Raw genomic sequence first — 24,384 nt, forward strand, 5'->3', positions numbered from 1 at the left:
CCGGCAAATCGGGCATTGGCCCTTGGTGTCAAAGCTGGCCATGACTACGCCGCCGCAGCTTCAGACGCGGGCAAGCAGAAGCGGGCGTTTAACGCTGCGGCGTCCACAACGGGAGCAGGCATCCCCGCCCTCACCACGCGCTCAGGCACGAAGGGCTTGATATCCGGCCACAGCTCCAGCAGTTGCTTGATAGTGGAGATGTTGGCGAGCGTCGCGCTGGCCTCTCGCCACGCCTCCTCAAATTCAGCAAGGAATTCAGCGTTGGCGTCGAGTAGAGCGTTGACCTCTCTATCGATCCATGAAAGGTCGTGGCCGGCCGCCTCAAGCTCTTCGCGGGTGCGCTTCTCGCTAGTCGAGTGCAGCCAGTAGGGCTGGCACTCGCGGAGCGAGAGGCGCTGGCAATAAAAGTCCGGGACGCCAACGCCTGGCTCGCGGCGATTGCTCAAGTCGCCAACGCGCGCCAGACGAGCACGCATCAAGCTCAGGAGCGAGCTGGCATCCACGTCATACAGAATGGCGCGTAGCCTATCCTCCTCTGGGCAATTCATCTTCGGCAAATCGCAGGGCGGACACACGGTGCATGTCGAGCCTACAAAGTGGGAAGGCAGCGCCTTCAGCCTCGTGTAAAGCTCTGCCGGGATGAGCGCGTTGTAGATCCTCTCACCTAGCTCGACTTGTGCATTGAGGCGTTCCTGGGCCTTCTGTTTGAAGGTGTGTGCCATCAAGGCTTCCAGAATCTCAAAACGGCGTTGACTGGTCAGTTTCATGAGATACCCCTTAAAAATGCCCGCGCGCTGGGCGCGGGCTTGGTTTTAGTTTGCTGAATGGGTTGCGGCGTTTAGCGGCGGCGAGACGAGAAGCTCGGGCGGGAGGAGCTGAAGCTCGGCGTGGACGACCGGCCGAAGGACGGCCGGCTGACCAAGGGCCGCGACGGGATGGCGGCAGGACGGCTCACGATGGGTCGGGGCTGCATCGCCGGAGATGGCTGCTGCACCACGACCCGCTTCTCGATAATCGTGTGGCGGTCATACTGCGGCGGGCGAGCCTGATACGCTTCTTTCCGACCCGAAGACTTGCCCATCATGTAGCCCAGCAGGGCGCCTGCGCCGCCAGACAGCAACATTGAGCCGACGCCGGAATCTTGCTGTTGTGCCACCGGCTGGCCATCGGCGTTTACCATCTGCGCGGGCTGTTCATTGCAGCCGGTCAGGGCCAGCATCGGGACCAACAGAACCGCCGTAACCTTGAGAGATTTGGTCATTTTCATTTATATTGATAGTCAGTAATGAGTGATTATTGCGGGTAAATCAATGGATTAGCTCGCCGGCGCGCAATTCGCTCGCATAACGAGTCGAGTCTTGAATGGCTCGAATGACGCAATCGACGCGATCGGACAAATCAACCACACGCGACGCGATGATGCGCGCCATGACGCTGACGCGATCGTCCACCACCAGGCCGGCCGCTAGCTGCGCGATATGCTCAACATAGCCGGCCGTCGCCGGCGCCTTGCCCTCTTCTTCGATTAATGGAATGCCCGGCTGCACCAGGCAGACCATGCTAAAGCGCCGATTGAGCATGTCGAACGCCCGCGCCAGGTATGCGCTCAACTCGGCCTCATCAACAACGCTCTCCCGGCGAACGTCAGCCAGCGTGTAGGCGATGGCATCCAGCGGTGTCCGGTCGGTAATGCAGTCCGCCGACGCGGCGCCGTATGCGGCGTCCAAAGCATCGAGAACGGCGTGCTGGGCACGCATGCGGGTTTTGAAATCCACATCGGCGGCCGGGTCGATCCCGAGCTTGGCCAGCACGCCCGAGACATCGGTTTTGAGGAAGTTGATCTGCAGCCGATCAGCGACCGCCTGCGCGAGTGTGGTCTTGCCGGTTCGGTGGGCGCCGGTGAGTCCGTAAATCATGGTCATGTTTGCTTCGGCCCCTTGCGGGGCCGCCTGTTGGGTTAGGAAGCGACACGCTCCAGGATGGCGCGCTCGGTGTCGAGGTCGCGGGTGATGGCAAGACGACCCTCAAACTTCTCAGGGTAGCGGGCAGCCAGCTTGTCCAGGTTGGTCTGCAAAATGCGGTCGATAGTGATGGAGCCACCCGACAGCTTCTTCAGCTCGTCCAGCAGGAGGGCGTCATACCACTTGTCGTCACCCACCTCTTCCGCCAGATTGACGATGTCCAGGTTGCCGGTTTCGATAGCCTCGCCCAGCGCCTGGATCATTTCGCCGGCCTCGGTGAACTTGCCAATAACGGCGTGCAGCAGGCGCGGGTTCACGTTCGGCACGCCCGGATCGGTCGGCAGGTCATTCGGGCCAGCGGCGCCGTTGATGGTGTTGGCCATGTGGGTCAGGATCTCTTCGCGCTTGGCGGCGTCGATACCGCGGCCGTAGAACAGATCCTTCTTGTAGAGGTCCAGTAGCTCAGCAGCCAGGTTTGCCAACATCAGCGCGTCCATGAAGTTAGTCAGGGAGGCGGTGGACGGCTCGCGGTGGCTTTCCGTGCGCTTCGCGCCGTCGGTGTATGCGTCAAAGTCGATCAGCTTGGTCATGCTTGGCTCTCTTTCTTGATTCGGGTGTAGGTGAGAAAACGATATTCTGATTGAGCAGCGTCGGAGAAATACCAAGGGCTGCGCACGGACAGCTCCCACTCACGCGGGTCAATCTTGGGGAAGTAGACGTCGCCGACAGCCTGGAAGCCAGGCTTCTTGATTTCGGTAATCTCGATGGCGTCGGCGCGGGGCATCATTTCGCGGTAGACCTGCGCGCCGCCGGCGATGTAGAGGGTCTGCTGTTTCCCGCCCTGCTCCATCCAGTTCATGATCGAGTCTACAGACTCGCGCGATACAAAGGAGACCTCGTCTCCCTCCGGGGTGCGGTAGCCGTCGCCCTTCATTGAGCCATTGGTCAGCACGGCCAGGTTGCGTCCAGGGAGCGGGGTTCTGCGCGCTTGGGTCGCCGCCTCAGCACCAGGCAAGCTCTCAAACGTCTTGCGCCCCATCAGCACCAGCACGGCGCGCTTGGTCAGCTCCCGGAAGCGTGCCAAGTCTTCCGGGACGCGATGAATCAGCTTGTTGCCGGCGCCAATTAGGCCAGTCTCGGCATCCACCGCGGCGATCATCACAAAACTCATTGAAACCTCTTCTCGATTAAAACGGGCCACGCGCTGCATTGTAGCCCGTTTTTACCATTTTTCAGTCAGTTGTTACTGATTTTTTTAAACCGCAACTTTTGCCTTGATCGCCAGATGAGGATCATATCCTTCCAGCTTGAAGTCAGTTGGGCTGAAGGCGAAGATGTCCTTCGCCTTCGACTGGATAATCAAGCGAGGTAGCGGCCGGCAGTCGCGGGACAGCATTTCATTCACCTGGCGCATGTGGTTAAGGTAAATGTGGGCATCGCCCAGAGTGTGAACGAATTCGCCCGGCGCATACCCGCAGACGTGTGCCAGCATCAGGGTGAGCAGCGCATAGCTTGCGATGTTGAATGGCACGCCCAGAAACACGTCGCCGCTGCGCTGGTAGAGCTGGCAGCTCAGCCGCCGGCGAGGAACACCCAGCTCGTCCAGGTATGCGCCCACGCGCTCGGCGTCCTGCTCCGGGGTGTTGCCGGCCTGCCAGATACCCAGCCTTTCGCACGACTCTTTACTCCAATCGCCGCCCTTCTTGAAATGCTGCTCGTATTGCAGTCGATCGGCCAGATCCATGTCTTCGACGTAGAACTGAAACATCGTGTGGCATGGAGCCAGCGCCATTCGGCCTTCCATCACGTTGTCTTGTGGCGACAGCCGCTCATCCGGCAGGTCGGTCACGTTCCAGGTCGAGACGATGTGCCGACGGCTATACGGACGCTCCTGCAGTCCTTTCACCAGCTCAGCGATCTGGTCCACGCAACTGCCGTCCCAACCCTCCCACTTGCGCCACTGGTAGCCGTAGATTGGGCCGAGATTGCCCTCCTCGGTGGCCCACTCGCGCCAGATGAAGTTGCGCTCTGCCAACAGCTCATTGTTGTCGGTCGAACCGCGCAGGAACCAGAGCAGCTCGCCAAGCACCAGGCGGAAGGAGGTGAACTTGAGCGTCACCAGCGGAAACTCACCTTTACTCAAGTCAAAGCGCATTTGCCGACCGAAAACGCTACGGGTGCCGGTGCCGGTGCGGTCAGATCGGTCGCGGCCGTTGGCCAGGATGTCTTCTACCAATTCACGATACTGCTTCACAGGGATGCCTCCACAAATTGCTTGATCTGCTCCGTCGTCATCATTGCGCCCTGCCTCCGGCCCTGCTCGAAGCCGTCCACGAATACGATGGTGGTGGGCACGCTGGCCACGCCGTAGCTGCGAAAATCGACTTCCTCCGGCAGCACCTCCGCAAAGCTGTAATCGCCCTGCAGCTCCTGTGCGGCCTTCTGGAAAACCGGCGCGTAGCTCTTGCAAGGCCCGCACCAAGACGTAGAGAACTTCACAACCTCTACGCCTACGCCTTCAATCTTGTTTTTCATGCTTTCTTACTCGCTTGTCTGCTATGTATCTCATCACGGGCGCCGGCTCAAAAACGACCCTGGCGCCCCTTGCTGTCTTCGCTACTCTGATCACCCCAAGCCCACGCAATGACACCTCGCCATCTTGCTCCAGAGCGGCCTGCAAACTCTCGACGACCGCATCGATATAGGCCGCAGCATTGGCGCTGTTATCGATGAACGGAAGGCTCTTTCTGACCAACTGGTTGAACTGACGTCGATTCACTTCAAATCCAATCAAATGGTGTGAGACCAATTCAATTCACATCGTATGAACTGCAATCAGTTGATTTGACATCAACTCAAATCACATCCAACCAAGTGAATCCAAATCATTCGACTTGGGTTGAATCCAATCCATTTCAAATGGATTGATATGATATGAATTCAACCCAATCCAATTCACATTACCAGCCCAGCGTTCCGACTTGATAGGACTTCACTTTGCCCTCGAAGAAGTTCGTCTCGTCCTTGTTGACCTGACTGAACTTGTCCACCCACTCGCATGGGTTCTTCACGCCGGGGTAGATCGCATCCATCCCGAGCAGAGCGGCAGCGTCGTTGCCCAGATGCTTGATATAGTCGCCCACGATCTGCGGGGTGAAGCCCAGCACGCCATTCGTGATGTAGACGCCCCAATCAGTCTCCAGCTCGACCGCGGCCTTCAGAATTTCCACCGCATCAGCCCAGAAGATCGGGTCGGTGAAGATTTCCGGGTTCTCCTGCTTGAGCGTGTCGAACTGCGTGGCAAAGAAGTTCTTATGGACGACCTCATCACGCAGGATGAAGCGGATCATGTCGGCCGCGCCCAGCATCTTGCCGCGCTTGGCCAGCCCGAAGAACGACAGGAAGCCGCTGTAGAAGTAGATGCCCTCCAGCGCGACGTTGGCCACAACCGCCAGGGCGTAGGAGCGCGGAGAGCCGTCGTCCTTCAACTTTGCCGACTGGCGCATGATGTATTCGTTTTTGCGGGCCAGGATCTCGTCGCGCATGAAGGTCATGTAGATGGCCATCGGGTCGGCGCTGATCGCCTCCGCCAGCACCGAGTAGCTGTCAACGTGCAGCGCCTCTTCATAGGCCTGGCGCGTCAGCACCATCTTCACTTCCGGGCTGGTGACGTGTTGGGCAATATTGTCCGTCAGATTGTGCAGCTGGATGCCGTCCAGGTTCGACAGGAAGGCCAGAGCCTTGTCGAACATATTGCGCTCCTCCTCAGTCAGCTCATTGCGGTAGCAGGGCACGTCGCGGGACAGGTCCACCTCTTCGGGATTCCAGTTGTTCGCCCGCATCTGATTCCAATATTCGCGCGCCCATACGTGCTTCATCGGGCTTATCGCCATCAGCTGGGAGCGCTCGCCACCGATCAGGCGGCGGTTGTTGATGATGTGTTGGTATTCGCTCATAGCGGTCTCCGGTTCAATTTTTGGCTGTCTTTGAGGTCGAGATAATCAAGGTATTCGCAGCGCGCTGCGTAGGCGGCGATGGCGGAAACCACCACTCCACCGATGCCCAGGAACAAGTTGCCAAGCGCGAGAACGACAGGGCCGGCGATCAGGCAGTAGAGGGCGACGATTGAGTTCAGGGCGCACGTAAACAGCTTGTATTTCACTTTTGGCTCCTGCGGGGCCGAAGCCCCGCAAATAGTCACTTATGACTGATTATTTTACTGGCAAGATTCGCAGTCAGGATTGTCGATAGAGCACATCTTGGCCTCAGCCGACTCGCTGCCGATCTTCTGCTTCACCTCGTCGATTTCTACGATCTGGCGGCGCAGGTAGTAGGTAGTTTTCAGACCCTTCTCGTGAGCCAGCATGTAGAGCGCAGCAAGATCACGACCGCGAATGGTGGCCGGCACGAACAGGTTGGTGGACTGAGCCTGGTCGATCCACTTCTGACGCACCGCGGCGCCTTTGATAATCCATTCCTGGTTTACGCTGAAGGCCTCCTTCGTCTTGCCATATAACGAGGCGGAGGCGACCACGGTAAAGGTGCCGGACAGGTTGGACTTGGTATATTCCAGCTCGAACGGCGGCTCGACGCATGGCGTGGTATTGGTGATGTTGCTGATGGTCGCGGTCGGGGCGATGGCCATGCAGTTCGAGTTTCGCATACCCTGGCTCACGACCTTGTGGCGCAGCTCTTCCCAATCCAGCTCCGGGGCGCCGGCGCCGGCCGTCAGGGCAACCGCTTCCTTGTTTGCGGTATCGATCGGCAGAATGCCCTTAGACCACAGACTGCCGGCAAACGTCGGGTAAGCGCCGCGCTCACGCGCCAGATCCGCAGACGCCTCAATGGCGAAGTAGCTGTAGAACGAGAACAGGGTGTCCTGCAGCTCCAGGTTTTCCTGGCTTTCCCAATCCACGCCGGCGATGGCCAGCAGGTCGGCCAGGCCCATCACGCCCAGACCTACCGGACGGTGACGCAGGTTGGCGTTCCTTGCGCGCTCGGACGGGTAGAAGTTGATATCGATCACGTTGTCGAGCATACGCATGGCCGTGCGGATGGTTTCGCGCAGCTTGATGGTATCGATCACCGGGCGGCCATCGACGCGCTTGATGTGATTGCGCAGGTTGACCGAGCCAAGGTTGCAGACGGCGGTCTCGTCGTCGGAGGTGTTGAGGGTAATCTCCGTGCAGAGGTTGCTGTTGTGAATCACGCCGACGTGCTGCTGCGGGTTGCGGCGGTTGCACTCGTCTTTGAAGGTGATCCAGGGGTGGCCAGTCTCGAACAGCATGGTGATCATCTTGCGCCACAGCTCCAGGGCCGGCATCTGACGAGCAAACTTGCCAGCGGCCTCCAGCTCAATGTAGCGAGTCTCGAACGCAGCGCCGTGCAGCTCATGCAGCTCGGGATAGAGGCGCGGGCTGAAGAACGACCATACGCCGCCTTCGCGCACGCGCTGCATGAACAGGTCGCACACCCAGCCGGCAGGGAAAATGTCATGCGCCCGGCGGCGCTCATCGCCGGAGTTCTTCTTCAGCTCGCAGAAGTCAGGGAAGTCGGGATGCCACACTTCCAAGTAGGGCGCGAAGCTGCCCATACGCTTGCCGCCTTGGTTCACTGCGACGGCCACGTCGTTGTAGATTTTCAGGTAGGGGACGATGCCGGCCGACTTGCCATTGGTGCCCTTGATCACATCGCCGTTGCCGCGCACCGCGGTCCAGTCGGTGCCGATGCCGCCAGCCCACTTCGACAGAACGGCGCACTCTTCAATCGTGCCCATGATCGAGGCGTATCGATTGGTATCGGGGTCCGCGATAAGGGTATCAGCCACCTTGTTCAGATAGCAGCTCGACAGCTGGCTGTGCAACGTGCCGGCGTTGAACAAGGTCGGCGTCGAGGACATGAAGTCTTGCTTGGACAGCACGTTGTAAAACTCGATGGCGCGGCCGGTGCGGTCTGCTTCATTCAACGCCAGGCCCATCGCTACACGCATGAAGAAGTGCTGCGGCATTTCGATGATGGCCGGGTTCTTGCCTGGCTGCGCTCGCTCGCGGATCAGGTAGCGATCGGCAATGGTCTGCATGCCCAGATAGTCAAACAGCAGATCGCGGTCAGGGCAAATTGCAGCGTTCAGCGCCTCCAGGTCAAACTCGCCCAGGCTCGGGTTCAGGCGCTCTTCAGCAATACCGCGCTCAATGTAGCTGCGCAGGGTAGGGTAGCTCGCAGCGCCGCTGACTTCCTTGTAGACCTTCATCAGCAGCAGCCGAGCGGCGACAAAGGTATAGTCGGGCGCGTCTTTGGAAATCAGCTCGCCGGCGGAAATGATCTGAGCCTCATGAATATCCGAGGTCTTGATGCCGTCGAAGAACTTGGTCTTCATGTTCAGCTCCAGCTCGGACTGCGAGACATTCAGGCCGGAGCATGCGAATTCGCTCAGGCGCTGAATTTTGCTCAGATCGAAGGCTTCTTTGGCGCCGTCGCGCTTGGTAACAAACATCGTGCTTCCTTTTGTGTTCGTTGGTCGAATTACTTGATGCAAATTATAGTCAGTTGTGACTGATTTTTGCAGCGAAATTTAAAGGCAAACCACAACAGCTTGCCCAGAAAACATCGCTGCATCCCATATCTGGGTATTACGCCGCAAGGGCGGAACGATACAAGCTCGCAAGCTGCTTATACTGCTCTGTCGCCATGCCTGCGTGCAGGACCGCAACCGCGTCGGCCAGGTGCTCATTGTCGTTGGTCAGCTTCATCGACCCACGGAACTTGCGCATCTTCCAGGGCGCGTTCGGGTAGCGCTTGACCGCCTCCTCGATCATCTCCTCTTTGCAGGCGTCCTTCATGCCGGTGAAGATCCGCTTTACGTCCTGCGGGAAAACCTGGATCAGTGGGATCGGCAGTGAGCCAAGCAGGCCCAGCACAACGCCCGCGTTAAAGTTGGCGCTGGCATAGCCACGCGGGTTGACGAAGGGGATTTCAGACACCGCAAACGCCTTGCCTTCGCACAACTTGGTCACGCGCTCGAACTGCTCTCGGCAGCTGCGCAAGTCGTCGGACTGCTTGATCACGTTCTTCTTCGACTCCGACTCGGTCTGCAGCAGGATCAGATCCTTGATCTCGAACTCACCCGTCTCGATGTCGAGGCCGGCGTGGCAGACTCCCCAATTTCTAAGGCTGGGGTCAAAGCCCAGCACATCAACGATTTTGCCCATTACCAACTTCCATGTTTGTCGCCATAGACGACCCGTTTCAACTCAAGGTCGAGGGCGGCGGCCGCCGCCTCAACCTCACGCTTCTCTTTCTCCCTGCGCTCACGGTCGGCCTTTTCCAGCTGCAGCAACCTCTCTTGCTCCTCCTGGGCCTTCCAGGCGCTTTCAAGACTGGCGGCCCGCGCAGGCGGTGTAACTGTCGCCGTGTCATTCAGCAGTGAAATCATCAGCTCCTTGAACTCGCTACTGGATGATTCCAAAACGTCTGACTTGACCTGATAGTGGACTCCGTCGGCGCCGAACAGCTGCACCGCAAACCGATCTGCCGACCTGCCTGTGACCTGCTTAATGAAGTAGTCGGCCCTGACGGTCTTCGCCCCCACCTGTATGCCGTCCGGCGAGAACTCCGGCATGTAACGCTCCGGCGCGATGTTGGCACGCCGCCCGGTCTTGTCGCCCGACTCGCTAACAATCTCGGCGTAGACCGGCATGTCCAGGGCGATTGCATACGGCTCCCGCGCCCGAAATTGTGCATAGACATCGCTTTGAATATCGGCAAATGAGCGGTGGCTTCTCATACCGTCAACGCCCCCTCTACGTGAGAGTAGCCGCCCGACTTGCGAACGATGGCGACCTGCTCGGCCCAATCTTTCAGATCAGAATGGGACACGACCAGCACCGTCCCGCGCTCACGCGCCTTTCGCTCCAGGATGGTCATCAGCCGCTCAAGGCCGCCGGCGTCCATTGCATCGTCAACCTCGTCGCCAACCCACAGATCAATGGGCTTGCTGGCGCGCGCAGAAACCAGATCCTGCAATGCCAACATGCAACTCAGACGGACCTTGCGCTTCTCGCCGCCGGACAGGCCTGCGAAGGTCTCGGCGCCCTTGTCGTTCGTCACATCGATGATGAACTTTTCACGCAGCTCGCCCTTCGCGGTGGTCGAAAGCGTGGACCAGATAGCGCTGATGTTCCCGTCCGACAGAACCGACAGGTAGTCGGCGGTGCGCTCGTTCAGGAAGGGTGTGACGGTATCCAGGATGTGCGCCCGCACGCCGGCCGGGCCAAACACCTTGGCCACGCACTCGGCGATGTCCAGATTGGCGTTCGCCTGGTGCAGCTTGCTCCGAAGCTCGGCAAGCTCAGCGTCGATCCGCGCCTTCTCGGTCTTGGCGCTGTCGATCATAGCGTCCATCGGGTTCACCTCACCCTGAAGGCGTTCGGCCTCAGCGTTTTCACGCTTTGCGGCGTCAACCAGCGATGCAACCTGAGCGCGGTCGGCATGATCGGCGGCAATCTCTGCATCCAGGGCAGCAAGCTCGCTTGTAAGCGCGGCGGTGTCTGGGATGGCGGCCTTTGCTGCGGCCGTCGCCTCCCGCGCGCTGCGCAAAGTAGCCTCAGCCTCCTCGATGGTTCGCTTGTGGGCGCCGGCCGCGCTGACTTCGTTGCGCAGCTGAGCAGTGAGTCGCCCCCTGATTTCGTCCACCTTGTCGGCCGGCGCCAGCGCGCCGCAGCTCTTGCACGGCATGCCCGACGCCAGCGCGTCGATCTCCGCTTTCGTGTGCTTAGCCGCGCCGGCGAGCCGATCATATTCAGCCTGCAGAAGCGTCAGCTTCCGTTCTGCGTCCCGCTCTGCCCGCTGCGCGGCCTCATACGCTGCTGCCGCGGGCTTGAGAGAGTCAATGGCCCCCTGGACTTCGGCGCGCCGCGCTGTTTTCTCGCCAATATTGCGAGTCTTCACGGCAGCGACCAGTGCGGCGGCCTTCTTGCTGACTTCGGCAGCCCTGCCGCGCACCTCTGCGACGCGGCCAGCTCGGCCAGCCTCCCATGCGTCTCTATGGTCCTGCAGCTCGGCAAGACGCCCCTCCGCTCGGGTAGCGCTCGCCGCCACCGCTTCGACCTTGACCTGGAGCATCTTGACCGCACCGTCGGCATCCGCGCGTCTGGTTTTGGCAACCTCATACGCTCGTTCAAGCCTTGTGATGCCTGCAGCTTCCTCCACCAGGCTCTTCAGTTGCTTGTCCGTCATGTTGGGGATGTCGGGCATGTTCTCTTGGCCGGCGTAGACCGCGGCGCAGAACACTTCGTAGCTGCTGCCGATGATCTCCTCGATCACAAGCTGCGTCTCAGCCTCCGTGCCTTTATGCAGCGCAATGGCCGGGTCGCCGGCGCTCGCTGCGATGTCCTCCGGCGGCTCCAGATAAACAAGGGTCGAGTTCTTGAATTCCTTGTGTTTGCGGTGGCGCTCGATGCGGACCACATTGTCGCCGTCGAGAATTCTTACCGAGACTCGGCAGTCGCGCTTTGCAGTGCGGTTCACCACTCTGTCGCCGGCCTCGCCGCGGGCGGTCTTGCCGTAGAGCGCCCATGAGAGGGCATCGACGATTGAAGACTTGCCGGCGCCATTCGACTCGGCCGAGCTGTCGTCTTCATTCACGCCCTGGACCAAAACCAGCCCCTTGTCGGCCAAGTTGAGCCTGGCGGAGCCGATGGTCAGGAAATTGTTGATGTGTAGGTCGAGGATCTTCATTGCTGCCCCATGAAAGTGAAATGAGTTTCGCGCCCAGCGCCCGGACGGGCATTAGGCCACTTCGGACAAGACCGACAGGCAGGCTTTGATGATGTCCGCGCCCGTATCGGCAAACTCAGGCTTCGACTTCACATAGTCTGAAACCGACACCTCGACAGACGCCCCAGCTCGCACCGTCGCCACCGCGCCCGCCTCGCGCTCCATGACGCGCTCTTTGACGATGTTGAAGACCACAGCGCGCGCGCCCATGTCCTCAAGCTGCTTGCGGATCTCCTCCAGCTCGGTCGAACGGGTCTTTGGCAAGCGCACCCGGACATAGCAATCGGCTACCGCCAACGCGAGGGTCGTTTCGTCCGCAAGATCCTCGTCGCGCACGTCGTAGAAGCGCGGCGCGTGGCTCGCGCGGAACGTCACGTCTTCCACATCGGCGCCGACAATCAAGAAGCCGGCATCGGTCCCGACGTCGTTCCAGGTATGGTGGGCAATGGCTCCGATTGAGTAGACGTTTCCTGGGAATCGCTTGTGGTTGTGATAGTGGCCAGACAGCACTCGGCGGAAGCCATGCGATGCCAGCCATTCGTGAGTCAGGCCGTGGTCGGGAAGCCCCGGAATCACGCCGTCGATTGGTGCGTGCAAAATCAGGTCGTAGTCGGCCAACGACACCCCATCATGGCCTATGTCGTAGACCCATTCCTCGATCTTGGCCTTCAGCTCATTGACGCTCTCGTCCCACGGCAGCAAGAGCATCCCGCGCGTCGGAAGAAGGGTTGGGTGATTGATGATCTGAACGCCAGGGCCGGCCAGGGCCTGCACTGAATTGCCAACCTCGGAGCTGTGACGATGCTCCATGTCGTGGTTGCCGGCCAAGATGATGATGTCCATTGCCGGGTGCTTGGCGCGAATGCGCTCCAGAGCTGCCTTTGTTGGGTTCAGGACGCTGGGGGCAACCGACCCCCTAACATGGAAGAGATCGCCCGCTATAACCAGGCTATCGCCGCCCGCTGCGGCGGTTTCGTCCGCACAGCGCTCGATGTCGTCGAGAAGAAATTTCAGGCGATTGTTCACGCCTTCAGACGTGACGGAGGCGGCAAACGTCCAGTTGTGGGCGTGGACGTCGGCCATAAGACCGTAGGGCTTCATGGATCTGTGCCTTATGCAGCGTTGCTGATGATGAATGAGCGGCCCGCTTCGGGGCCAACAATAACGGTGATCGGGTTGCCGGAACGCTTGCTGATTCCGCTGTAAACCTGGAAGGGCGTTCCCTGATGGGCGGTCAGGATTTCGATGCCCTCACGCATAGATGCAGCCTGGCCGCGGGAGACCTCGCTGACCATGTGATGCGAGCTGGCTTCAATCGGCCGCATCTCCAAAGCGCCGGCGACCTGTTCCTCCAGCCAGACCGCATGCTCGATAACGGTATCCAGCTTGCCCTCCACCTCTTTTAGACGGCCGAAGATCAGCGGGAATGGACTTGGCTTTTTACTCTTGCTGCCCGCGTCGGGCTGGCTGTCGTTTTGCTCTGCAGGCGCCGCCTGGTCTATGGGGGTGTCGGGACTTACCTTGCCTGCCGCAGCTGCGTTTACCTTGTCGTAGTAGCTTTGGCGGAAGTCCTCGATGTTCTTGATGAAGTCGGTCCAGTCCTTGTCCTGCATCGTTTTCACGATCTGGAAGAGACAGCGCCAGAAATGATCCAAACGAACATGCTGCCCATGTCTGTATTGCTCGTCGCCGCTGGGTCGGACGACCGGGTCAATGCCCGCGTAGACCAGCAAGGCGCGGGCAACATCGCCTGCAGATGCAAGACGGCCCACCGCATACTTGGAGCCTGGCGTCAGCTCCGCGCCCCTCCTCGTGTAGTGGGTCAGCCGGTGCTTGCCGATCCGCTTCAGCGCGGATTCGATAGCGCCCATGACCGTCTTCTCCATAATCGGGTCTTTCGCCGGCGAGAGGGTAACTTGGTTCAGGTTCGTGTCGTAGAAGGAAATCACGATTTTTGCCCTTTATAAAAAACATGGTTGCCGATGACGGCCACCTTCTTAAAATGCTTTAACCAGTCAGGTCTTACTGATTTTTCATGATAAAACTTGGCACCGCGCACATAGTCGGGATACACCCCCGCGAGTGCTCCGGCCGCAACAGAGACGGCAGACGCCCACGCTCTCTCGTCATTGGGCAGTGCCCGCCTCTTTAGCTGGATGCTCACAACCTTGCCGTCTACGCGCTTCACGCGGGTCCGAGCATCAACCCATGAGAACTGCTTGTCCTCAAACACGGCCGAGCAGACACCGTCTTGTTCTTTGGCGCGATTGATCGTCACCTGCGCGACGGCGATCTGTCCGGCAAGTGGCTCTCCTCTTGCCTCATGAAAGACATTGAGTGCCAAACACATTACGGCGGCTGCAATCATTAATATACCTCAGTAGTGACTGATTTTGTATTCTAAAGAAAAGGGGCTGGAAGCCCCTCACCCTAAGCGGCGGCTAATTTCATGCCCGCGCCTTCGTCAGCGGCGATCATCTTGGCCAGGTCGGTCTCCCATCGCTCTGCCTTTTTTGGCCTCCAGCGCTTTGCGTAGTCGGTATAGCGCTTGGATGCGATCGACAGCCCGGTCTGCCGTTTGAAGAACTCCAGACGGACAAACCGCTGCGGCGTATCGCGCGCGCTGCTCTTGTCGCACTCGCCCCCGAAGTCGTTCCCATGCTTGGGGTCATAGAAGTGTGCCTGGGTCACATAGCGCTCGCCTTCGCCCGCTTCATCACCGACCACGTCAACCCCTATCGCGTTGCAGCCTCGCGTTCTCAGCAAGCGCACCAGGTCATTGTCCATAGCCCACCCGTTGCCGGCGCGATAAACCTCGGAGCGGTGACGAAGAGCCATATAGACTCTCGCCCCCGTTTTGAAGACGTGATAGTGGCCGTAAAAGCGGCGCCCTCTGAAAACCTCAAAGGTCGTTCTATCGGGCCTGCCGCTGGGGATCGGGGCAAACCTAAACGCCGAAGTCATTGTCGATCATCCTCATGTAGATCGCAGTCCCGTAGCGGCCGTCCGTCACCCGCTGCGGGCCGTAGATTTTGGTCATGGACGCGCGGCGACGCTCTGGGGCACCCTGCGGGTCCGACTGGCCCGCCTCCTTGTGATTGTGCCGGGCATGTGCCGAAAACAGCTCAGGCAGCTTCGCTTTTTCGGTCCTCGTGACTTCAGCCACCCCGAAGACCTCCGCGGTCTTTGATCGAAACAAAACCAGCCGGTCGCCCGGCGCCAGACGCTTATGCCAGGCAAGGCCCAACCTCAAGCTATTGAACTCGCCGGCCACTCCCGCGAAATCCTCCGGCCCTCCAATGAACTCCATGCAGTAGGTCGCCATACTCACCCTTAAAAATCAATCCAATTGAATTGAATTGGAATCAGCTCATACCATTTGAATCTATACCGTATCAAATGCATTGAAGTGGATTCATTTGAATCCACTTCAATTGATTTCAAGTCATATCATATCAATTGACTTGAAACTACGCGGCGGACTCACATTCCGCATCGCTGTAGTCTTTGTCGCTGCCGGCGGCAGCATCGTCGGCTGCACTCTTATCGTTGGCAACCAGCCATTCCGTCAGCTTCCTCAGACCGTCTGGATCTTTCTTAACGGCCTCAATTACCTGACTCTTGTAAAGGGATTTTCCGCCCCAAATAACACGCGAACCTGCCTGTTCAATCATGCCTTTTGATACTGCGAATTCCACAGTTGCCGCGACAACATCGAACTCCACGCCACCATTGTCCAGGAAGGTGACGGGCACCTCAAAAGACTGCTCAGGCCGCGCGAACTTGTTCTTGATGTTCTTGACGGTAATCACCTGGCCAACAGCCTCTTTGGTCTTGGGGTCACGCTCAATCTTGCGTTTCACCTCGAAGCGGGCGTCGGCAAAGAACACCACTGCGCGCCCACCCGGCGTCTTGGTCTTCGGGCCATACATGTCCATGCTGTCCCGAACTTGATTCAAGTAGACCAGCGTGACATTCAGGTCGTCGGCGTGCTGCTTAATCGACTTGAAGGTGGTGGACGTCACACGGGCCAGGGCGGTGGTGTCATTCATGTTCAGGTCGTCGATGTCCTTCGCAACGGTCGAGGCGGCCGGCGCAGCGGCAATAGAGTCCAGAACGGCCAGGATCGGGGCGTCGTCCGGGATCAGTTTCTTGTCTCGAATCCAGCGTGCGGCTTTGATGATCGCGTTGTTGCCTTCCTCCCAGCTGCGCGGCTTGTGGTAGCTGAACGCCTGGCTCGGGTTCAGACCCAGCTTCGCGGCAAAACCAACATCGAAAGAGCGCTCGAAGTCGATGAAGATGGCGGCGCCACCACACTGCTGGGCGCTGATCATCATGTTGGTCGCCATCAGCGTCTTACCGGAGGACGACTCGCCATAAATCTCGATCATTTTGCCGTTGGGTAGCCCCTTGTCGTAGTGGCCAGACATGATCTTGTTGAACGGCGGCAGGCCGGTGTCCATGTAATGCAGGGTGTCGATGGATTGCGCGCCAGTGAAACCCAGCGCGTCGTTCATTGCGTCCCAAGGGGATTTAGCCATGTTTATGCCCTTTCAAATGGCTGTATAAAGCGGTCAAAGTCATTCAAGATGCTCAGGAAGTTGAACCGGCAGCAGAAGTCATAGAAGCCGTCACGGTCGAGCGGTCGTTTGATGATTTGAAGATTTTCGTTGAGGGGTCGTGGAGCATCGAGCAGGTTCATCAGCTTCATGTTCCGCTCGAAAATGGCCCGCCCCTCCGGCGATGCCAGGTTTTTTTCGTAGACGTATTTCAGGGGATGTTCGCCCGCGTCCACCTTTGCCAAAAACTGCTCAACGCTGTTGTGGTCGAGCAAGAATTGCGGCACGCGCTTTTCACCCAGCTTGCCCGTTCCTGGAATGCAGTCAGACCTGTCGCCCTGCAGCGCCTTCGCCTGCAGAAAGGACCGCGCATCGACAAAGCCGGTGAACTCGGCAAAATTCTTCAGGGATACCTTCCGGTCGGATATCGGGTCATACCAGACGGTCGTGCGGTTGACGAGCTGCAGCCAGTCTTGGTCCGCCGTCATCAGCACCATAGGCCTGGATGCGCTTCTAACGAGAAAGCCGGCCAGATCGTCTGCTTCGCCCTTTTTGTCAGTCATCTGCACGATGCCAAGGTATGAAAGCCCCTCAACAATCAACGGCTGCTGCGCCCGGTATGCCGCACGACGCTCCTGGTCTGCCGGGCTGCTGTTCTCGTCCTTGCGGTTCGACTTGTATTCAGGGAAGAGGTCATAACGCCACTGCGCTCGCCCGTCCCACAGCACTATCGGATCGGAGCCTGGGATTTTTTCGAGCAGGTTGCGCATCGTCCGCACCATCCCGAAAATTGCCTGAACCTGCATGCCGTTGCTGGTCAGCCTGTTGGCGCTGTTGTGTGCATTGCCGATGTTGTTGCCATCGACAAGAACGGTAGCACTCAAGACGGTTCTCCTTTACGCAAAAAGGGCAGGCGCGAGCCTGCCCTTTGAGGGTTCATTACAGAGTAGCCAGCAGTGCGTCCAGATCCACATCAGCGCCGGCCGCAGCGGCAGGAGCCGCCTCAGCAGGGGCAGATGCGGGCGCCCCTTCGGCAGCGGGGGCAGCCATCTCCAGCGTGCGCAGCGCATCATCGTCCTCATCTGCGCTACCAAAGTCAGCAATCGGAGTGGAGGCCGGCTTCGGGGCGGACCCGGTCGTAATTCCGGCCGGCGCGGCCAACAAACCGGCGACTGCGCCGATAGAAGCCAGCGCGCGACGCTCCTGCTCGTCGTTCTCCTGCTTCACCCATTCATCCAGGTCGTGGATCTTGTTCATCACGGCAGCCGGCACGTCCGTCGTTTTCGGGTGGACGCGAACGGCATACTTGGTGCTGAGGCCGGTGCCGGTGCGCTCGATGATGACGTCGCGGCCGCCGGTCAGCGAGATCATCTCCTCGCCCCATTCGGTGATGTTGTCGAAGATTTGCTGGGCCACGGTCGGCGGCAGCGCCAGGATCTTCGGGGTGTTCGGGTCGCCAGACTCGGGCATCAGGACGTTGAACAGATATTTGCCCTGCGCCTTCGCCTCCTTCAGCGCGTTGATCACGTCGTCGTCATACGACTTGGCAATGCCTTCAGCCAACTTGTCGCAAACCGGGCACTGGCGGCCGTAGGTCTTGCTCAGGCAGAGATACACAGCCTTCGGCTTGGTTTCGCCTACACCCTTGATAAAGTGCTGGCCGAACTCGTGGAAGAACTCCGCCTGGGAGTCGAAGTTGCCGTCAGCCGTCTTGCGCCAGGAAGGCAGAATGCGATAACGGGTCGCGCCACTCTCGGGGGTAATGGCCTTCTCTCGATTACCAGAAGCCCCCTTGATCGCGGCAGAGCGTTTGGCAAGCATTTCAAGAAGTGCAGACATTGTGTATTTCCTTTATTTTGTTTAGAGGTGCGAAACCAACTAAGCACTAAGCGGTGCTAGTTTCGCGGTATGTTTATTATAGTCAGCAGTGACTGGATTTAATCATTAAATTTAGTCACTGCTGACTGATTTTTCTACTCAAGCAGCGCGCCCCCTGATGGCAGCCATTGCGGACTCTTTCGCCGCATCGATGCCGCGCATCGCCAGATCAGCCCCGCGCTCCTGACGACTGGAGGAGGCGAGCTGGATCAACATAGATGAGCGCTGCTTGAACGCCTCCAGGGCAACCAAGGCCTGCTCGCATGCGGCATTCGCCTCGTCGTAGAGCTGTCGGAGCATCGCATACTTTGGATCGCAGCGAACCAGCTGCTCCAGGCGAGCCTCGGTCACTTTCTGGCCATCGTCCATCATCCGCTGACGGATAGTTTCGGACAGTTTGGCCTCACCAATCTCCAGCGAGGTCTTGCACTTGTCGCGCTGGAGGCGAGCCTTTGTCGCCAAGCCTCCGTAGTAGGCGAGCATGGCGGAGTGATTGATCAGCTCCTCATCCAGCTTCGCATCAGAGATGGAGACGTCCTTCCGCAACTGCTCGGGATCGACAAAGTTTGTGATCGCCAGCTTGCCGGCGCTGGGGCGAGGGGAGGGCTGCACAACCTTCGGCGGCTCAGCGGGGGAGGGAGGCGGTTCAGCCTTTGCCTCAGTGCCTGCGGCTTCATTCTTGCGGGCGGGCGTGGTTTCGGTGGGCAAGTCCGCAAGCATTGCGTCCAGCTCGGCGTCAGATAGTGCCTGACTCATAATTCACCTTTCATGTTATGTGACGTGGTTATTTTTACTCAGCTAAGCAGGAGGGCAGGGCACCCGCGCTCAGCTGACGCTCTCAGCAATTCGCTCTGCAACCGCGGCGAGCGTCTTGGCTTCTTCGGGGTTGTAAATGATGGTCGCGGGATTGAAACCGCAGATGATCGAGGCGTCGAGCTTCTTGTCGAAGAAGACCTTGCCAACAAGCTCTTTCGTGCCGCCCTTGTGGCCCGGCAGGAAATGCTTGATTGAAGCCGCGCCCATCGGAATGATCACCGGCGGCTTGAGTATCTCCAGCTCGCGCTCGATAAAGCCGGAGCAACACTTGATCTGATCGGACGTCAGCGACTTCCCGTCCTTTGCCGCTTTGACGAGGGTGGTGAAGTAGCCATCGCTCTCGCTCAGGCCGGCGGCCGCTAGCGCTGCACGAACATGCTTGCCCACATCACCCTCAAGAATCTTGCCACTTTGCTCCTCTTTCCAGTTGGGGCAGTCGAAAACCATCATGAACTTTGGCGACTTGCCGAGCCGGGGCAGCGGGTGGGTTTTACCTGCAAGCGAACATTCGCCACATACGCGCATTTCGCTCAGCACCACAATCAGCTTGTCCTGCGCCGTCTTTCCCGCGTCAACCGGCCTATCGGCCTTGACGATTTCTGTGACGTAGCCCGGCACCAGAATCATCTGGTCCTTGAGCCTGGACGCATCGGAGGCCGGCAGCGCATCAGGCTGAATTGAGGCAAAGACGCCCACTTTATCCATTACATCGCGCACTCGGGCATTCACTTTGCCCTTAATGCCCAGCTCGGACAGCACCTCCTCGAAGTGCGCAACGCTGGAAAACTCCCCCGCGTGCGACCGTGCCGTAAGAATGTGGGATGCCGTGCTTTCGCTGACGCCCTTGATGGTCTTGAAGGGCAGCAGCAGGGTGCCGACGTCGAGGATCTCGATACGGTGCGTGGATGTGTTGATGTCGGGCATACGCACGCTGACTCCATGCAGCTTCGCGTCCGCCACCAGCGAGGTGACTTTTTCCTCTTTATCTTCGACCGTCATCGTCGCCGCGTAAAAGGCGGTGGGGTAGTAAACCTTGACCCACATGGTCATCCAGGAAATGAGGGTGTAGGCGACAGAGTGTGATTTATTGAAGCCATACTCACCAAAGCTCGCCATCTTCGACCAAACAGCCTCCGCGATCGAGGGGTCAACCCCGCGCTCAGTGGCGCCGGCGACAAACTTCTCGGCAAAGCTGGCCAGCTTGTCATGGTCCTTTTTGGACATCGCTTTACGAACGTGATCGGCCTCGGTCATGGTGAAGCCGGCCATGTCCCGCGTTACCTGCATCACCTGCTCCTGGTAGACCATCACCCCATAGGTGTCCTTGGTGGCGGCCTCGATCAGCTCGTGGTCGTATTCGACAGGCATGCGCCCTTGCTTACGCGCGACATAGTCGTCGAGCATGCCAGAGTCCATTGGGCCTGGTCGGTAAAGGGCGGTCGCCGCGGTGATGTCGTCAAAGGTGAGCCTCTCCCGCTCCGCCAACGACTTGAGCAACCCCTTCATGCCTGGTGACTCGAACTGGAAGACAGCCGTCGTGTCACCCTTCCCGAATGCCTCCAGCACCTTTTCGTCCGTCAGGTCCAGCCTGGTGAAGTCCACATCGACCCCGTATCGCTCCAAGATGAAGTCGTGCGCGTGAGACAAGACATCAAGCGTGGACAGACCCAGCACGTCGAGCTTGATCAAGCCCCAATCCTCTACGGTGGTTTTGTCCCAATTGGTGACGGGGCCGCCAGTTCGGGTCTCTACCACAGCGCGGTTCCTGATCGGCTCACCGGCGACAATCACGCCAGCGGCGTGCTGACCAAAGCTCCGCACAGCGCCCTCCAGTCTCACAGCGTTCACGAAAATGTCCTCATACTTCTCGGCGAACTTCTTGATCGCCGGCACACTCTCGTAGGCCTCAAGCAAGGGCATCGACTCGCCGCGTTCTTTGGGGATTGCCTTCGTGCAGTCCAGGTCAAAGATCGGCAACTGGTAGACGCGGCCGGTGTCGCGCAAGGCAGATGCCGATTGCAGCGTGGTGTAGTTGGAGATCCCGGCAACGTATTCATCACCGTATTCATCCCGCAGCCATTCGATAATCTCAAGCCGCCGGGCAGATGCGAAGTCAAGGTCGGCATCGGGCAAGTCAACGCGGCTAGGGTTAATGAAACGCTCGAAGTAAAGCCCGAAACGAATCGGATCGACCTCGGTAATCCCTATCAGGTAGGCAACCAGCGAGCCGCCAACCGATCCCCGGCCTGGCCCCGTCTTGATCCCGTTCTCCCGCGCCCAATTGACGATTTTTCGGACCATCAGAAAGTAGCCAGAAAAACCCATGCGGTTCAGGGTCTCCAGCTCGAACTTGAGGCGCTCAGCGTAGTGGCGCAGCTCATCCGGCGCCGGCTTATAGCCGAAAACTTCCCCGTCGAACCGCTTGGCCCAGCCGGCCTTAGCCAACGCCACCAGCTCACCGAATTCGTCTTCAGCCATCTTGGGCATGCATGGCGCCATCTTCTCGAAGGTATATGTGCAGCCGTCAGCAATGGCCTGATTGCCCTTTAGGCTATTTCGGATAAGATCTCCGGCGTCGATACCGTCGAGCGTGCTAAGCCTGGCCTTCATTGCCCCAAGCCGCTCAATCAACTTCTTAGGCTCTTCCGGGCAGTGGTCGCGCGCGGCCGGCGTCTTGGGCTTCCCATCGTATACTTTGCTGTTGCTGACGATGGTGCGCAGCACGCCAAGCGCATCGGCGTCGTCTGGCTCTGCGTATAGCGCGGGATAACCTGACATGGTGGGCAGCCCCAACTTGTCGCAAAGGAGAATGGTGCGCCGGTTCACCTTGTCGAACAGCGGGCTATTTACTGGCGTCAGCTCACCATAAAGCTCAAAGCCGGCGTCGAGCAGCTGCTGGGCGTGGCGCTCAGAGGTCAGCTCATTGGGCAGTGACATCAGGCCAAACATATCGCCGGTCGTCAGGAAGAAATTCTCCGGCGAAAGACGGCTGATCACCTCCTCAAGCCCAATCCGGCTGTGGTAGTAGAAGTGAGCCTCGTCGTTTGCCAATGAGAGCAGGTTCATCATCTGCCGCAGGCCTGCTTCGTTGCGAATGAACGCCTTCAGGTTGTAGCTGTAGTTCGTTGCGGCGCCATCCTTCTTCGCCAGAGGATCTTTGTAGATGCGAAGCCCGACGCCCATCACCGCCTTCACGCCGCACTTCTTGGCGGCGCCGAAGAGCTGGGGGAGGCCAGAGATCGTCATGGTGTCAGCCAGGCCGACCGTCCTGTAGCCGGCCTCAGCAGAGAGTCTGACCAGCTTATCCACCTGCAGCATGGACTCGCCCAGCGAGAAGTTGGAGCGGTTGTTCAATGAAATATCTATCATTTTCAGTCAGCAATTACTGATTATCAGGTATAAAAGTTTGACCGATTCACGCTGGCAAGTAGTCGGCATACACTTGCTTGATCAGCTTGGTGGCTCGATTACGGCTCTTCCAATCGCCGCCAGAGCAGAAGCGGGCGATGAAGTTAAGCCCGCACGTCTTCGGCGGCCGCCCGTGAAACTCGCCGGCGGTGATCATTTCGACCCTATCCTGCACATGCTCATGGAAGGCCTGCTCTAGCGCCTGGGTTGGGCTGATTACGTTTCGGACGATGGCTAAGGCAACGCTGTCTTTTGCCACCCGCTTGAGGTTGTGCTGGAAGGACTGCTTTCGCTCGATGATTTCCTCCGGCGAAAGCGTCTCTTCCGACACATAGCGGTCGAAAAAGTCATACCGTTGACCATCGTCATCCTGGGCGAGATTGTCGGCACTGACCTCCGCCAGGCCGGCCTCAATCAAACCGTCGATATAGCGGTTTAAGCCTCGCTCAATCGCCAGGTAGAGGTAGGTGATGAATTTCGCCCCGGCCTCCGGGTCGAACCCCCGCTCTGCCCGCACAAAGCACAGCCGAGCCTCCTGCAGCAGATCTTCCAGACAAGCACCATCGCAGCCGGCGGCGCGAAGACGGGTATTCGCCCGCCTCGCCAGCTTATGGATCAGCGCCTCATACTGCTCGATGAGTTGCGCCATCGCTCACCCCAGCACTCGCTGCGCCAATTCCTCGACTACCTTGTAGTCGATGGAAGTCAGCTTGGACATAAAACTGCGCTCGACCCCAGCCCGTAGGTTCCCGCGGCAGACGCCAATCACGGAAGCAAAGATGAGCGTGCGCGGGGAGATTGGCTTGCTGATCTTGCGGGCGTCGTATGCTTCGCGGACCTTCGTAGCGAACGTCACCATGCGCTTTGCGTCCTCCAGTTCCAGGCCTCCCTGGAACTGCAAAATCTTCGCCTCTTCCTCTTCGGGCATGTATTTCTTGTGAATCACCATGCCGAAGCGGTCATAGTTGGCCTCGTTCTGAACAGACGTTCCGACATAGAGGCCGGTCTCGTCACCCGTCCCGTTCGTGTTACCCGTCGCCACGAAGCGGAAGTTGGGATGCGGCTCAATCACCATGTTTTCGTGATCGGCCTCTTTGATCACCAGCGCCTTGCCCTCCAGCACCGGCTGATAAACCGACAGCACCGATGGCTGAGCGAAGTCATACTCGTCGGCAACATAAGTCCAGCCATGCTTCATTGCGAGCGCCAGAGGGCCGAGATCGAAAAGCACCTGACCATCACGAACGGTCTTAGCGCCGATGATGTGGCTCTCTTCGGTGTTGACCGTGTGCTGAACGCGCAGCATCGGCCGGTTCGTCCGCGCGCAGACCTGCTCGACCAAGGTTGTCTTGCCGGTGCCGGCGTGGCCCCAGATGTAGCAGGGTATATCGACCTCAAGCGCCAGCAGCACGTCCTTCAGGTTCGGAATATCGTAGACGTAGCCATCATCCTTCTTGGGCACCATATTGGTGAATTCGCCCGCATCAAGGATATTGATCATGATGGCGGTGCCGCGGGCGCTCATTGCGCCTTTAACAGCCCCCAGCTTGAAGACTTCATGAAGCGGCGCCTTGCCGGCGGCAAATTCAGTAGAGGCGGACACGGCCGCCTCCTTTGCCGCGGTGGCTTCGCGGATACGCTCAAGCGCGTAGGGGGAGTGAATCGGTGCGGATGGGTGCGCTTCCTGGTATTGCTCCAGGGTGACTTCCGGGTGAGAGTCGCGCAAATGGATCTTCATTGCGTGGACCTTGGCTCCACATAGTTGGCAGTCAATGGTGTCGGCAGCGGTAGCAGTCATGGCGTCCCCTTTAAAAAATCTCGGCTACTGTATCAGCGTTTTTTCAAAAAGTCAGTAATTACTGACTGAATTCAAGTGTCAATTTTCGCCCTTATTCACAGGATGGTGTGCGTCTCAGCGCGATGTAAATTTCGGACGAGAAGAGGCGAAACCAAATGCAATCAATTGATTTGATTTGATTTCATACGGT

General features: G+C 58.8%; 25 protein-coding genes and 2 pseudogenes. All 27 read right to left on the reverse strand.

The features are described 5' to 3' along the window. Positions 1-44: 44 nt before the first annotated feature. Complete coding sequence (locus JHD59_RS05585; protein WP_199153478.1) at positions 45-767, reverse strand: Nmad5 family putative nucleotide modification protein; 723 nt, start codon at positions 765-767, stop codon at positions 45-47. A gap of 71 nt (positions 768-838) precedes the next feature. Next, entirely contained in the window at positions 839-1,267 is a 429-nt protein-coding gene (locus tag JHD59_RS05590) for a hypothetical protein (RefSeq protein WP_233163914.1), read from the reverse strand. A 40-nt stretch (positions 1,268-1,307) separates the two neighbouring features. Then, the gene (locus JHD59_RS05595) at positions 1,308-1,922 is read right to left on the reverse strand and encodes an AAA family ATPase (protein WP_199153480.1); all 615 of its coding nucleotides are present in this window, start codon (positions 1,920-1,922) and stop codon (positions 1,308-1,310) included. A 35-nt stretch (positions 1,923-1,957) separates the two neighbouring features. Beyond that, positions 1,958-2,551 carry a hypothetical protein gene (locus JHD59_RS05600; RefSeq protein ID WP_199153481.1) on the reverse strand — a complete coding sequence of 198 codons (594 nt, stop codon included), beginning with the start codon at positions 2,549-2,551 and terminating at the stop codon, positions 1,958-1,960. Then, a complete protein-coding gene (locus JHD59_RS05605; protein WP_199153482.1) occupies positions 2,548-3,132 on the reverse strand; it encodes a dihydrofolate reductase in 585 nt (194 codons plus the stop codon). Before JHD59_RS05605 ends, JHD59_RS05600 begins: the two co-directional genes overlap by 4 nt. Positions 3,133-3,216: 84 nt before the next feature. After that, positions 3,217-3,540, reverse strand: a pseudogene (gene thyA / locus JHD59_RS23290) (thymidylate synthase); the annotation flags it as partial. 174 nt (positions 3,541-3,714) lie between these two features. After that, a pseudogene (locus JHD59_RS23295) lies at positions 3,715-4,215 on the reverse strand (thymidylate synthase); the annotation flags it as partial. Further along, positions 4,212-4,496, reverse strand: coding sequence for a co-chaperone YbbN (locus tag JHD59_RS05615; protein ID WP_199153484.1), 285 nt, complete (start codon positions 4,494-4,496; stop codon positions 4,212-4,214). The gene JHD59_RS05615 and the pseudogene JHD59_RS23295, both read right to left, overlap by 4 nt. After that, entirely contained in the window at positions 4,480-4,740 is a 261-nt protein-coding gene (locus JHD59_RS05620; RefSeq protein ID WP_199153485.1) for an HU family DNA-binding protein, read from the reverse strand. Before JHD59_RS05620 ends, JHD59_RS05615 begins: the two co-directional genes overlap by 17 nt. A 181-nt stretch (positions 4,741-4,921) precedes the next feature. Further along, positions 4,922-5,917, reverse strand: a complete 996-nt coding sequence (locus JHD59_RS05625; RefSeq protein ID WP_199153486.1) for a ribonucleotide-diphosphate reductase subunit beta — start codon at positions 5,915-5,917, stop codon at positions 4,922-4,924. Then, on the reverse strand, positions 5,914-6,123 hold the full coding sequence (locus JHD59_RS05630; RefSeq protein WP_199153487.1) for a hypothetical protein: 210 nt from the start codon (positions 6,121-6,123) through the stop codon (positions 5,914-5,916). The genes JHD59_RS05625 and JHD59_RS05630 overlap by 4 nt, the downstream gene beginning before the upstream one ends. Positions 6,124-6,177: 54 nt before the next feature. Then, positions 6,178-8,454, reverse strand: a complete 2,277-nt coding sequence (locus JHD59_RS05635; RefSeq protein WP_199153488.1) for a ribonucleoside-diphosphate reductase subunit alpha — start codon at positions 8,452-8,454, stop codon at positions 6,178-6,180. A gap of 136 nt (positions 8,455-8,590) precedes the next feature. Further along, entirely contained in the window at positions 8,591-9,169 is a 579-nt protein-coding gene (locus JHD59_RS05640; protein WP_199153489.1) for a hypothetical protein, read from the reverse strand. Then, on the reverse strand, positions 9,169-9,744 hold the full coding sequence (locus JHD59_RS05645) for a hypothetical protein (RefSeq protein ID WP_199153490.1): 576 nt from the start codon (positions 9,742-9,744) through the stop codon (positions 9,169-9,171). The genes JHD59_RS05640 and JHD59_RS05645 overlap by 1 nt, the downstream gene beginning before the upstream one ends. After that, positions 9,741-11,696 carry an AAA family ATPase gene (locus tag JHD59_RS05650; RefSeq protein ID WP_199153491.1) on the reverse strand — a complete coding sequence of 652 codons (1,956 nt, stop codon included), beginning with the start codon at positions 11,694-11,696 and terminating at the stop codon, positions 9,741-9,743. Before JHD59_RS05650 ends, JHD59_RS05645 begins: the two co-directional genes overlap by 4 nt. Positions 11,697-11,747: 51 nt before the next feature. Beyond that, positions 11,748-12,836, reverse strand: coding sequence for a metallophosphoesterase (locus JHD59_RS05655; RefSeq protein WP_199153492.1), 1,089 nt, complete (start codon positions 12,834-12,836; stop codon positions 11,748-11,750). A gap of 11 nt (positions 12,837-12,847) precedes the next feature. Next, on the reverse strand, positions 12,848-13,684 hold the full coding sequence (locus JHD59_RS05660; protein WP_199153493.1) for a hypothetical protein: 837 nt from the start codon (positions 13,682-13,684) through the stop codon (positions 12,848-12,850). Next, positions 13,681-14,103 carry a cell wall hydrolase gene (locus JHD59_RS05665; RefSeq protein WP_199153494.1) on the reverse strand — a complete coding sequence of 141 codons (423 nt, stop codon included), beginning with the start codon at positions 14,101-14,103 and terminating at the stop codon, positions 13,681-13,683. Before JHD59_RS05665 ends, JHD59_RS05660 begins: the two co-directional genes overlap by 4 nt. A gap of 62 nt (positions 14,104-14,165) precedes the next feature. Beyond that, entirely contained in the window at positions 14,166-14,522 is a 357-nt protein-coding gene (locus JHD59_RS05670; RefSeq protein WP_199153495.1) for a hypothetical protein, read from the reverse strand. Positions 14,523-14,682: 160 nt separating this feature from the next. Further along, positions 14,683-15,060, reverse strand: a complete 378-nt coding sequence (locus JHD59_RS05675; protein WP_233163915.1) for a hypothetical protein — start codon at positions 15,058-15,060, stop codon at positions 14,683-14,685. Between the two features lie 145 nt (positions 15,061-15,205). Beyond that, positions 15,206-16,276, reverse strand: coding sequence for an ATPase domain-containing protein (locus tag JHD59_RS05680; protein ID WP_199153497.1), 1,071 nt, complete (start codon positions 16,274-16,276; stop codon positions 15,206-15,208). Positions 16,277-16,278: 2 nt separating this feature from the next. Beyond that, positions 16,279-17,178: a hypothetical protein gene (locus tag JHD59_RS05685; RefSeq protein WP_199153498.1), complete on the reverse strand. Its 900-nt coding sequence runs from the start codon at positions 17,176-17,178 to the stop codon at positions 16,279-16,281. Between the two features lie 55 nt (positions 17,179-17,233). Further along, on the reverse strand, positions 17,234-18,133 hold the full coding sequence (locus JHD59_RS05690; RefSeq protein WP_199153499.1) for a hypothetical protein: 900 nt from the start codon (positions 18,131-18,133) through the stop codon (positions 17,234-17,236). A gap of 138 nt (positions 18,134-18,271) precedes the next feature. Next, a complete protein-coding gene (locus JHD59_RS05695; protein ID WP_199153500.1) occupies positions 18,272-18,928 on the reverse strand; it encodes a hypothetical protein in 657 nt (218 codons plus the stop codon). 69 nt (positions 18,929-18,997) lie between these two features. Beyond that, positions 18,998-22,357 carry a DNA polymerase III subunit alpha gene (gene dnaE / locus JHD59_RS05700; RefSeq protein ID WP_199153501.1) on the reverse strand — a complete coding sequence of 1,120 codons (3,360 nt, stop codon included), beginning with the start codon at positions 22,355-22,357 and terminating at the stop codon, positions 18,998-19,000. Between the two features lie 46 nt (positions 22,358-22,403). Continuing rightward, positions 22,404-23,045, reverse strand: coding sequence for a sigma factor (locus JHD59_RS05705; RefSeq protein WP_199153502.1), 642 nt, complete (start codon positions 23,043-23,045; stop codon positions 22,404-22,406). Positions 23,046-23,048: 3 nt separating this feature from the next. Further along, on the reverse strand, positions 23,049-24,194 hold the full coding sequence (locus tag JHD59_RS05710; protein ID WP_199153503.1) for a MoxR family ATPase: 1,146 nt from the start codon (positions 24,192-24,194) through the stop codon (positions 23,049-23,051). Positions 24,195-24,384: the final 190 nt, after the last annotated feature.

Origin of the sequence: Chromobacterium sp. ASV23, assembly GCF_016428945.1 — a bacterium.
Taxonomy (GTDB): Bacteria; Pseudomonadota; Gammaproteobacteria; order Burkholderiales; family Chromobacteriaceae; genus Chromobacterium; species Chromobacterium sinusclupearum.

Bases quoted from the DNA above. Each gene is read 5' to 3' on its own strand.
- JHD59_RS05655 (WP_199153492.1), bottom strand. From the start codon at position 12,836: ATGAAGCCCTACGGTCTTATGGCCGACGTCCACGCCCACAACTGGACG.
- JHD59_RS05650 (WP_199153491.1), bottom strand. From the start codon at position 11,696: ATGAAGATCCTCGACCTACACATCAACAATTTCCTGACCATCGGCTCC.
- dnaE (WP_199153501.1), bottom strand. From the start codon at position 22,357: ATGATAGATATTTCATTGAACAACCGCTCCAACTTCTCGCTGGGCGAG.
- JHD59_RS05710 (WP_199153503.1), bottom strand. From the start codon at position 24,194: ATGACTGCTACCGCTGCCGACACCATTGACTGCCAACTATGTGGAGCC.
- JHD59_RS05645 (WP_199153490.1), bottom strand. From the start codon at position 9,744: ATGAGAAGCCACCGCTCATTTGCCGATATTCAAAGCGATGTCTATGCA.
- JHD59_RS05635 (WP_199153488.1), bottom strand. From the start codon at position 8,454: ATGTTTGTTACCAAGCGCGACGGCGCCAAAGAAGCCTTCGATCTGAGC.
- JHD59_RS05605 (WP_199153482.1), bottom strand. From the start codon at position 3,132: ATGAGTTTTGTGATGATCGCCGCGGTGGATGCCGAGACTGGCCTAATT.
- JHD59_RS05625 (WP_199153486.1), bottom strand. From the start codon at position 5,917: ATGAGCGAATACCAACACATCATCAACAACCGCCGCCTGATCGGTGGC.
- JHD59_RS05595 (WP_199153480.1), bottom strand. From the start codon at position 1,922: ATGACCATGATTTACGGACTCACCGGCGCCCACCGAACCGGCAAGACC.
- JHD59_RS05615 (WP_199153484.1), bottom strand. From the start codon at position 4,496: ATGAAAAACAAGATTGAAGGCGTAGGCGTAGAGGTTGTGAAGTTCTCT.
- JHD59_RS05680 (WP_199153497.1), bottom strand. From the start codon at position 16,276: ATGGCTAAATCCCCTTGGGACGCAATGAACGACGCGCTGGGTTTCACT.
- JHD59_RS05670 (WP_199153495.1), bottom strand. From the start codon at position 14,522: ATGGACAATGACCTGGTGCGCTTGCTGAGAACGCGAGGCTGCAACGCG.
- JHD59_RS05675 (WP_233163915.1), bottom strand. From the start codon at position 15,060: ATGGCGACCTACTGCATGGAGTTCATTGGAGGGCCGGAGGATTTCGCG.
- JHD59_RS05640 (WP_199153489.1), bottom strand. From the start codon at position 9,169: ATGGGCAAAATCGTTGATGTGCTGGGCTTTGACCCCAGCCTTAGAAAT.
- JHD59_RS05600 (WP_199153481.1), bottom strand. From the start codon at position 2,551: ATGACCAAGCTGATCGACTTTGACGCATACACCGACGGCGCGAAGCGC.
- JHD59_RS05585 (WP_199153478.1), bottom strand. From the start codon at position 767: ATGAAACTGACCAGTCAACGCCGTTTTGAGATTCTGGAAGCCTTGATG.
- JHD59_RS05665 (WP_199153494.1), bottom strand. From the start codon at position 14,103: ATGATTGCAGCCGCCGTAATGTGTTTGGCACTCAATGTCTTTCATGAG.
- JHD59_RS05695 (WP_199153500.1), bottom strand. From the start codon at position 18,928: ATGAGTCAGGCACTATCTGACGCCGAGCTGGACGCAATGCTTGCGGAC.
- JHD59_RS05705 (WP_199153502.1), bottom strand. From the start codon at position 23,045: ATGGCGCAACTCATCGAGCAGTATGAGGCGCTGATCCATAAGCTGGCG.
- JHD59_RS05590 (WP_233163914.1), bottom strand. From the start codon at position 1,267: ATGAAAATGACCAAATCTCTCAAGGTTACGGCGGTTCTGTTGGTCCCG.
- JHD59_RS05690 (WP_199153499.1), bottom strand. From the start codon at position 18,133: ATGTCTGCACTTCTTGAAATGCTTGCCAAACGCTCTGCCGCGATCAAG.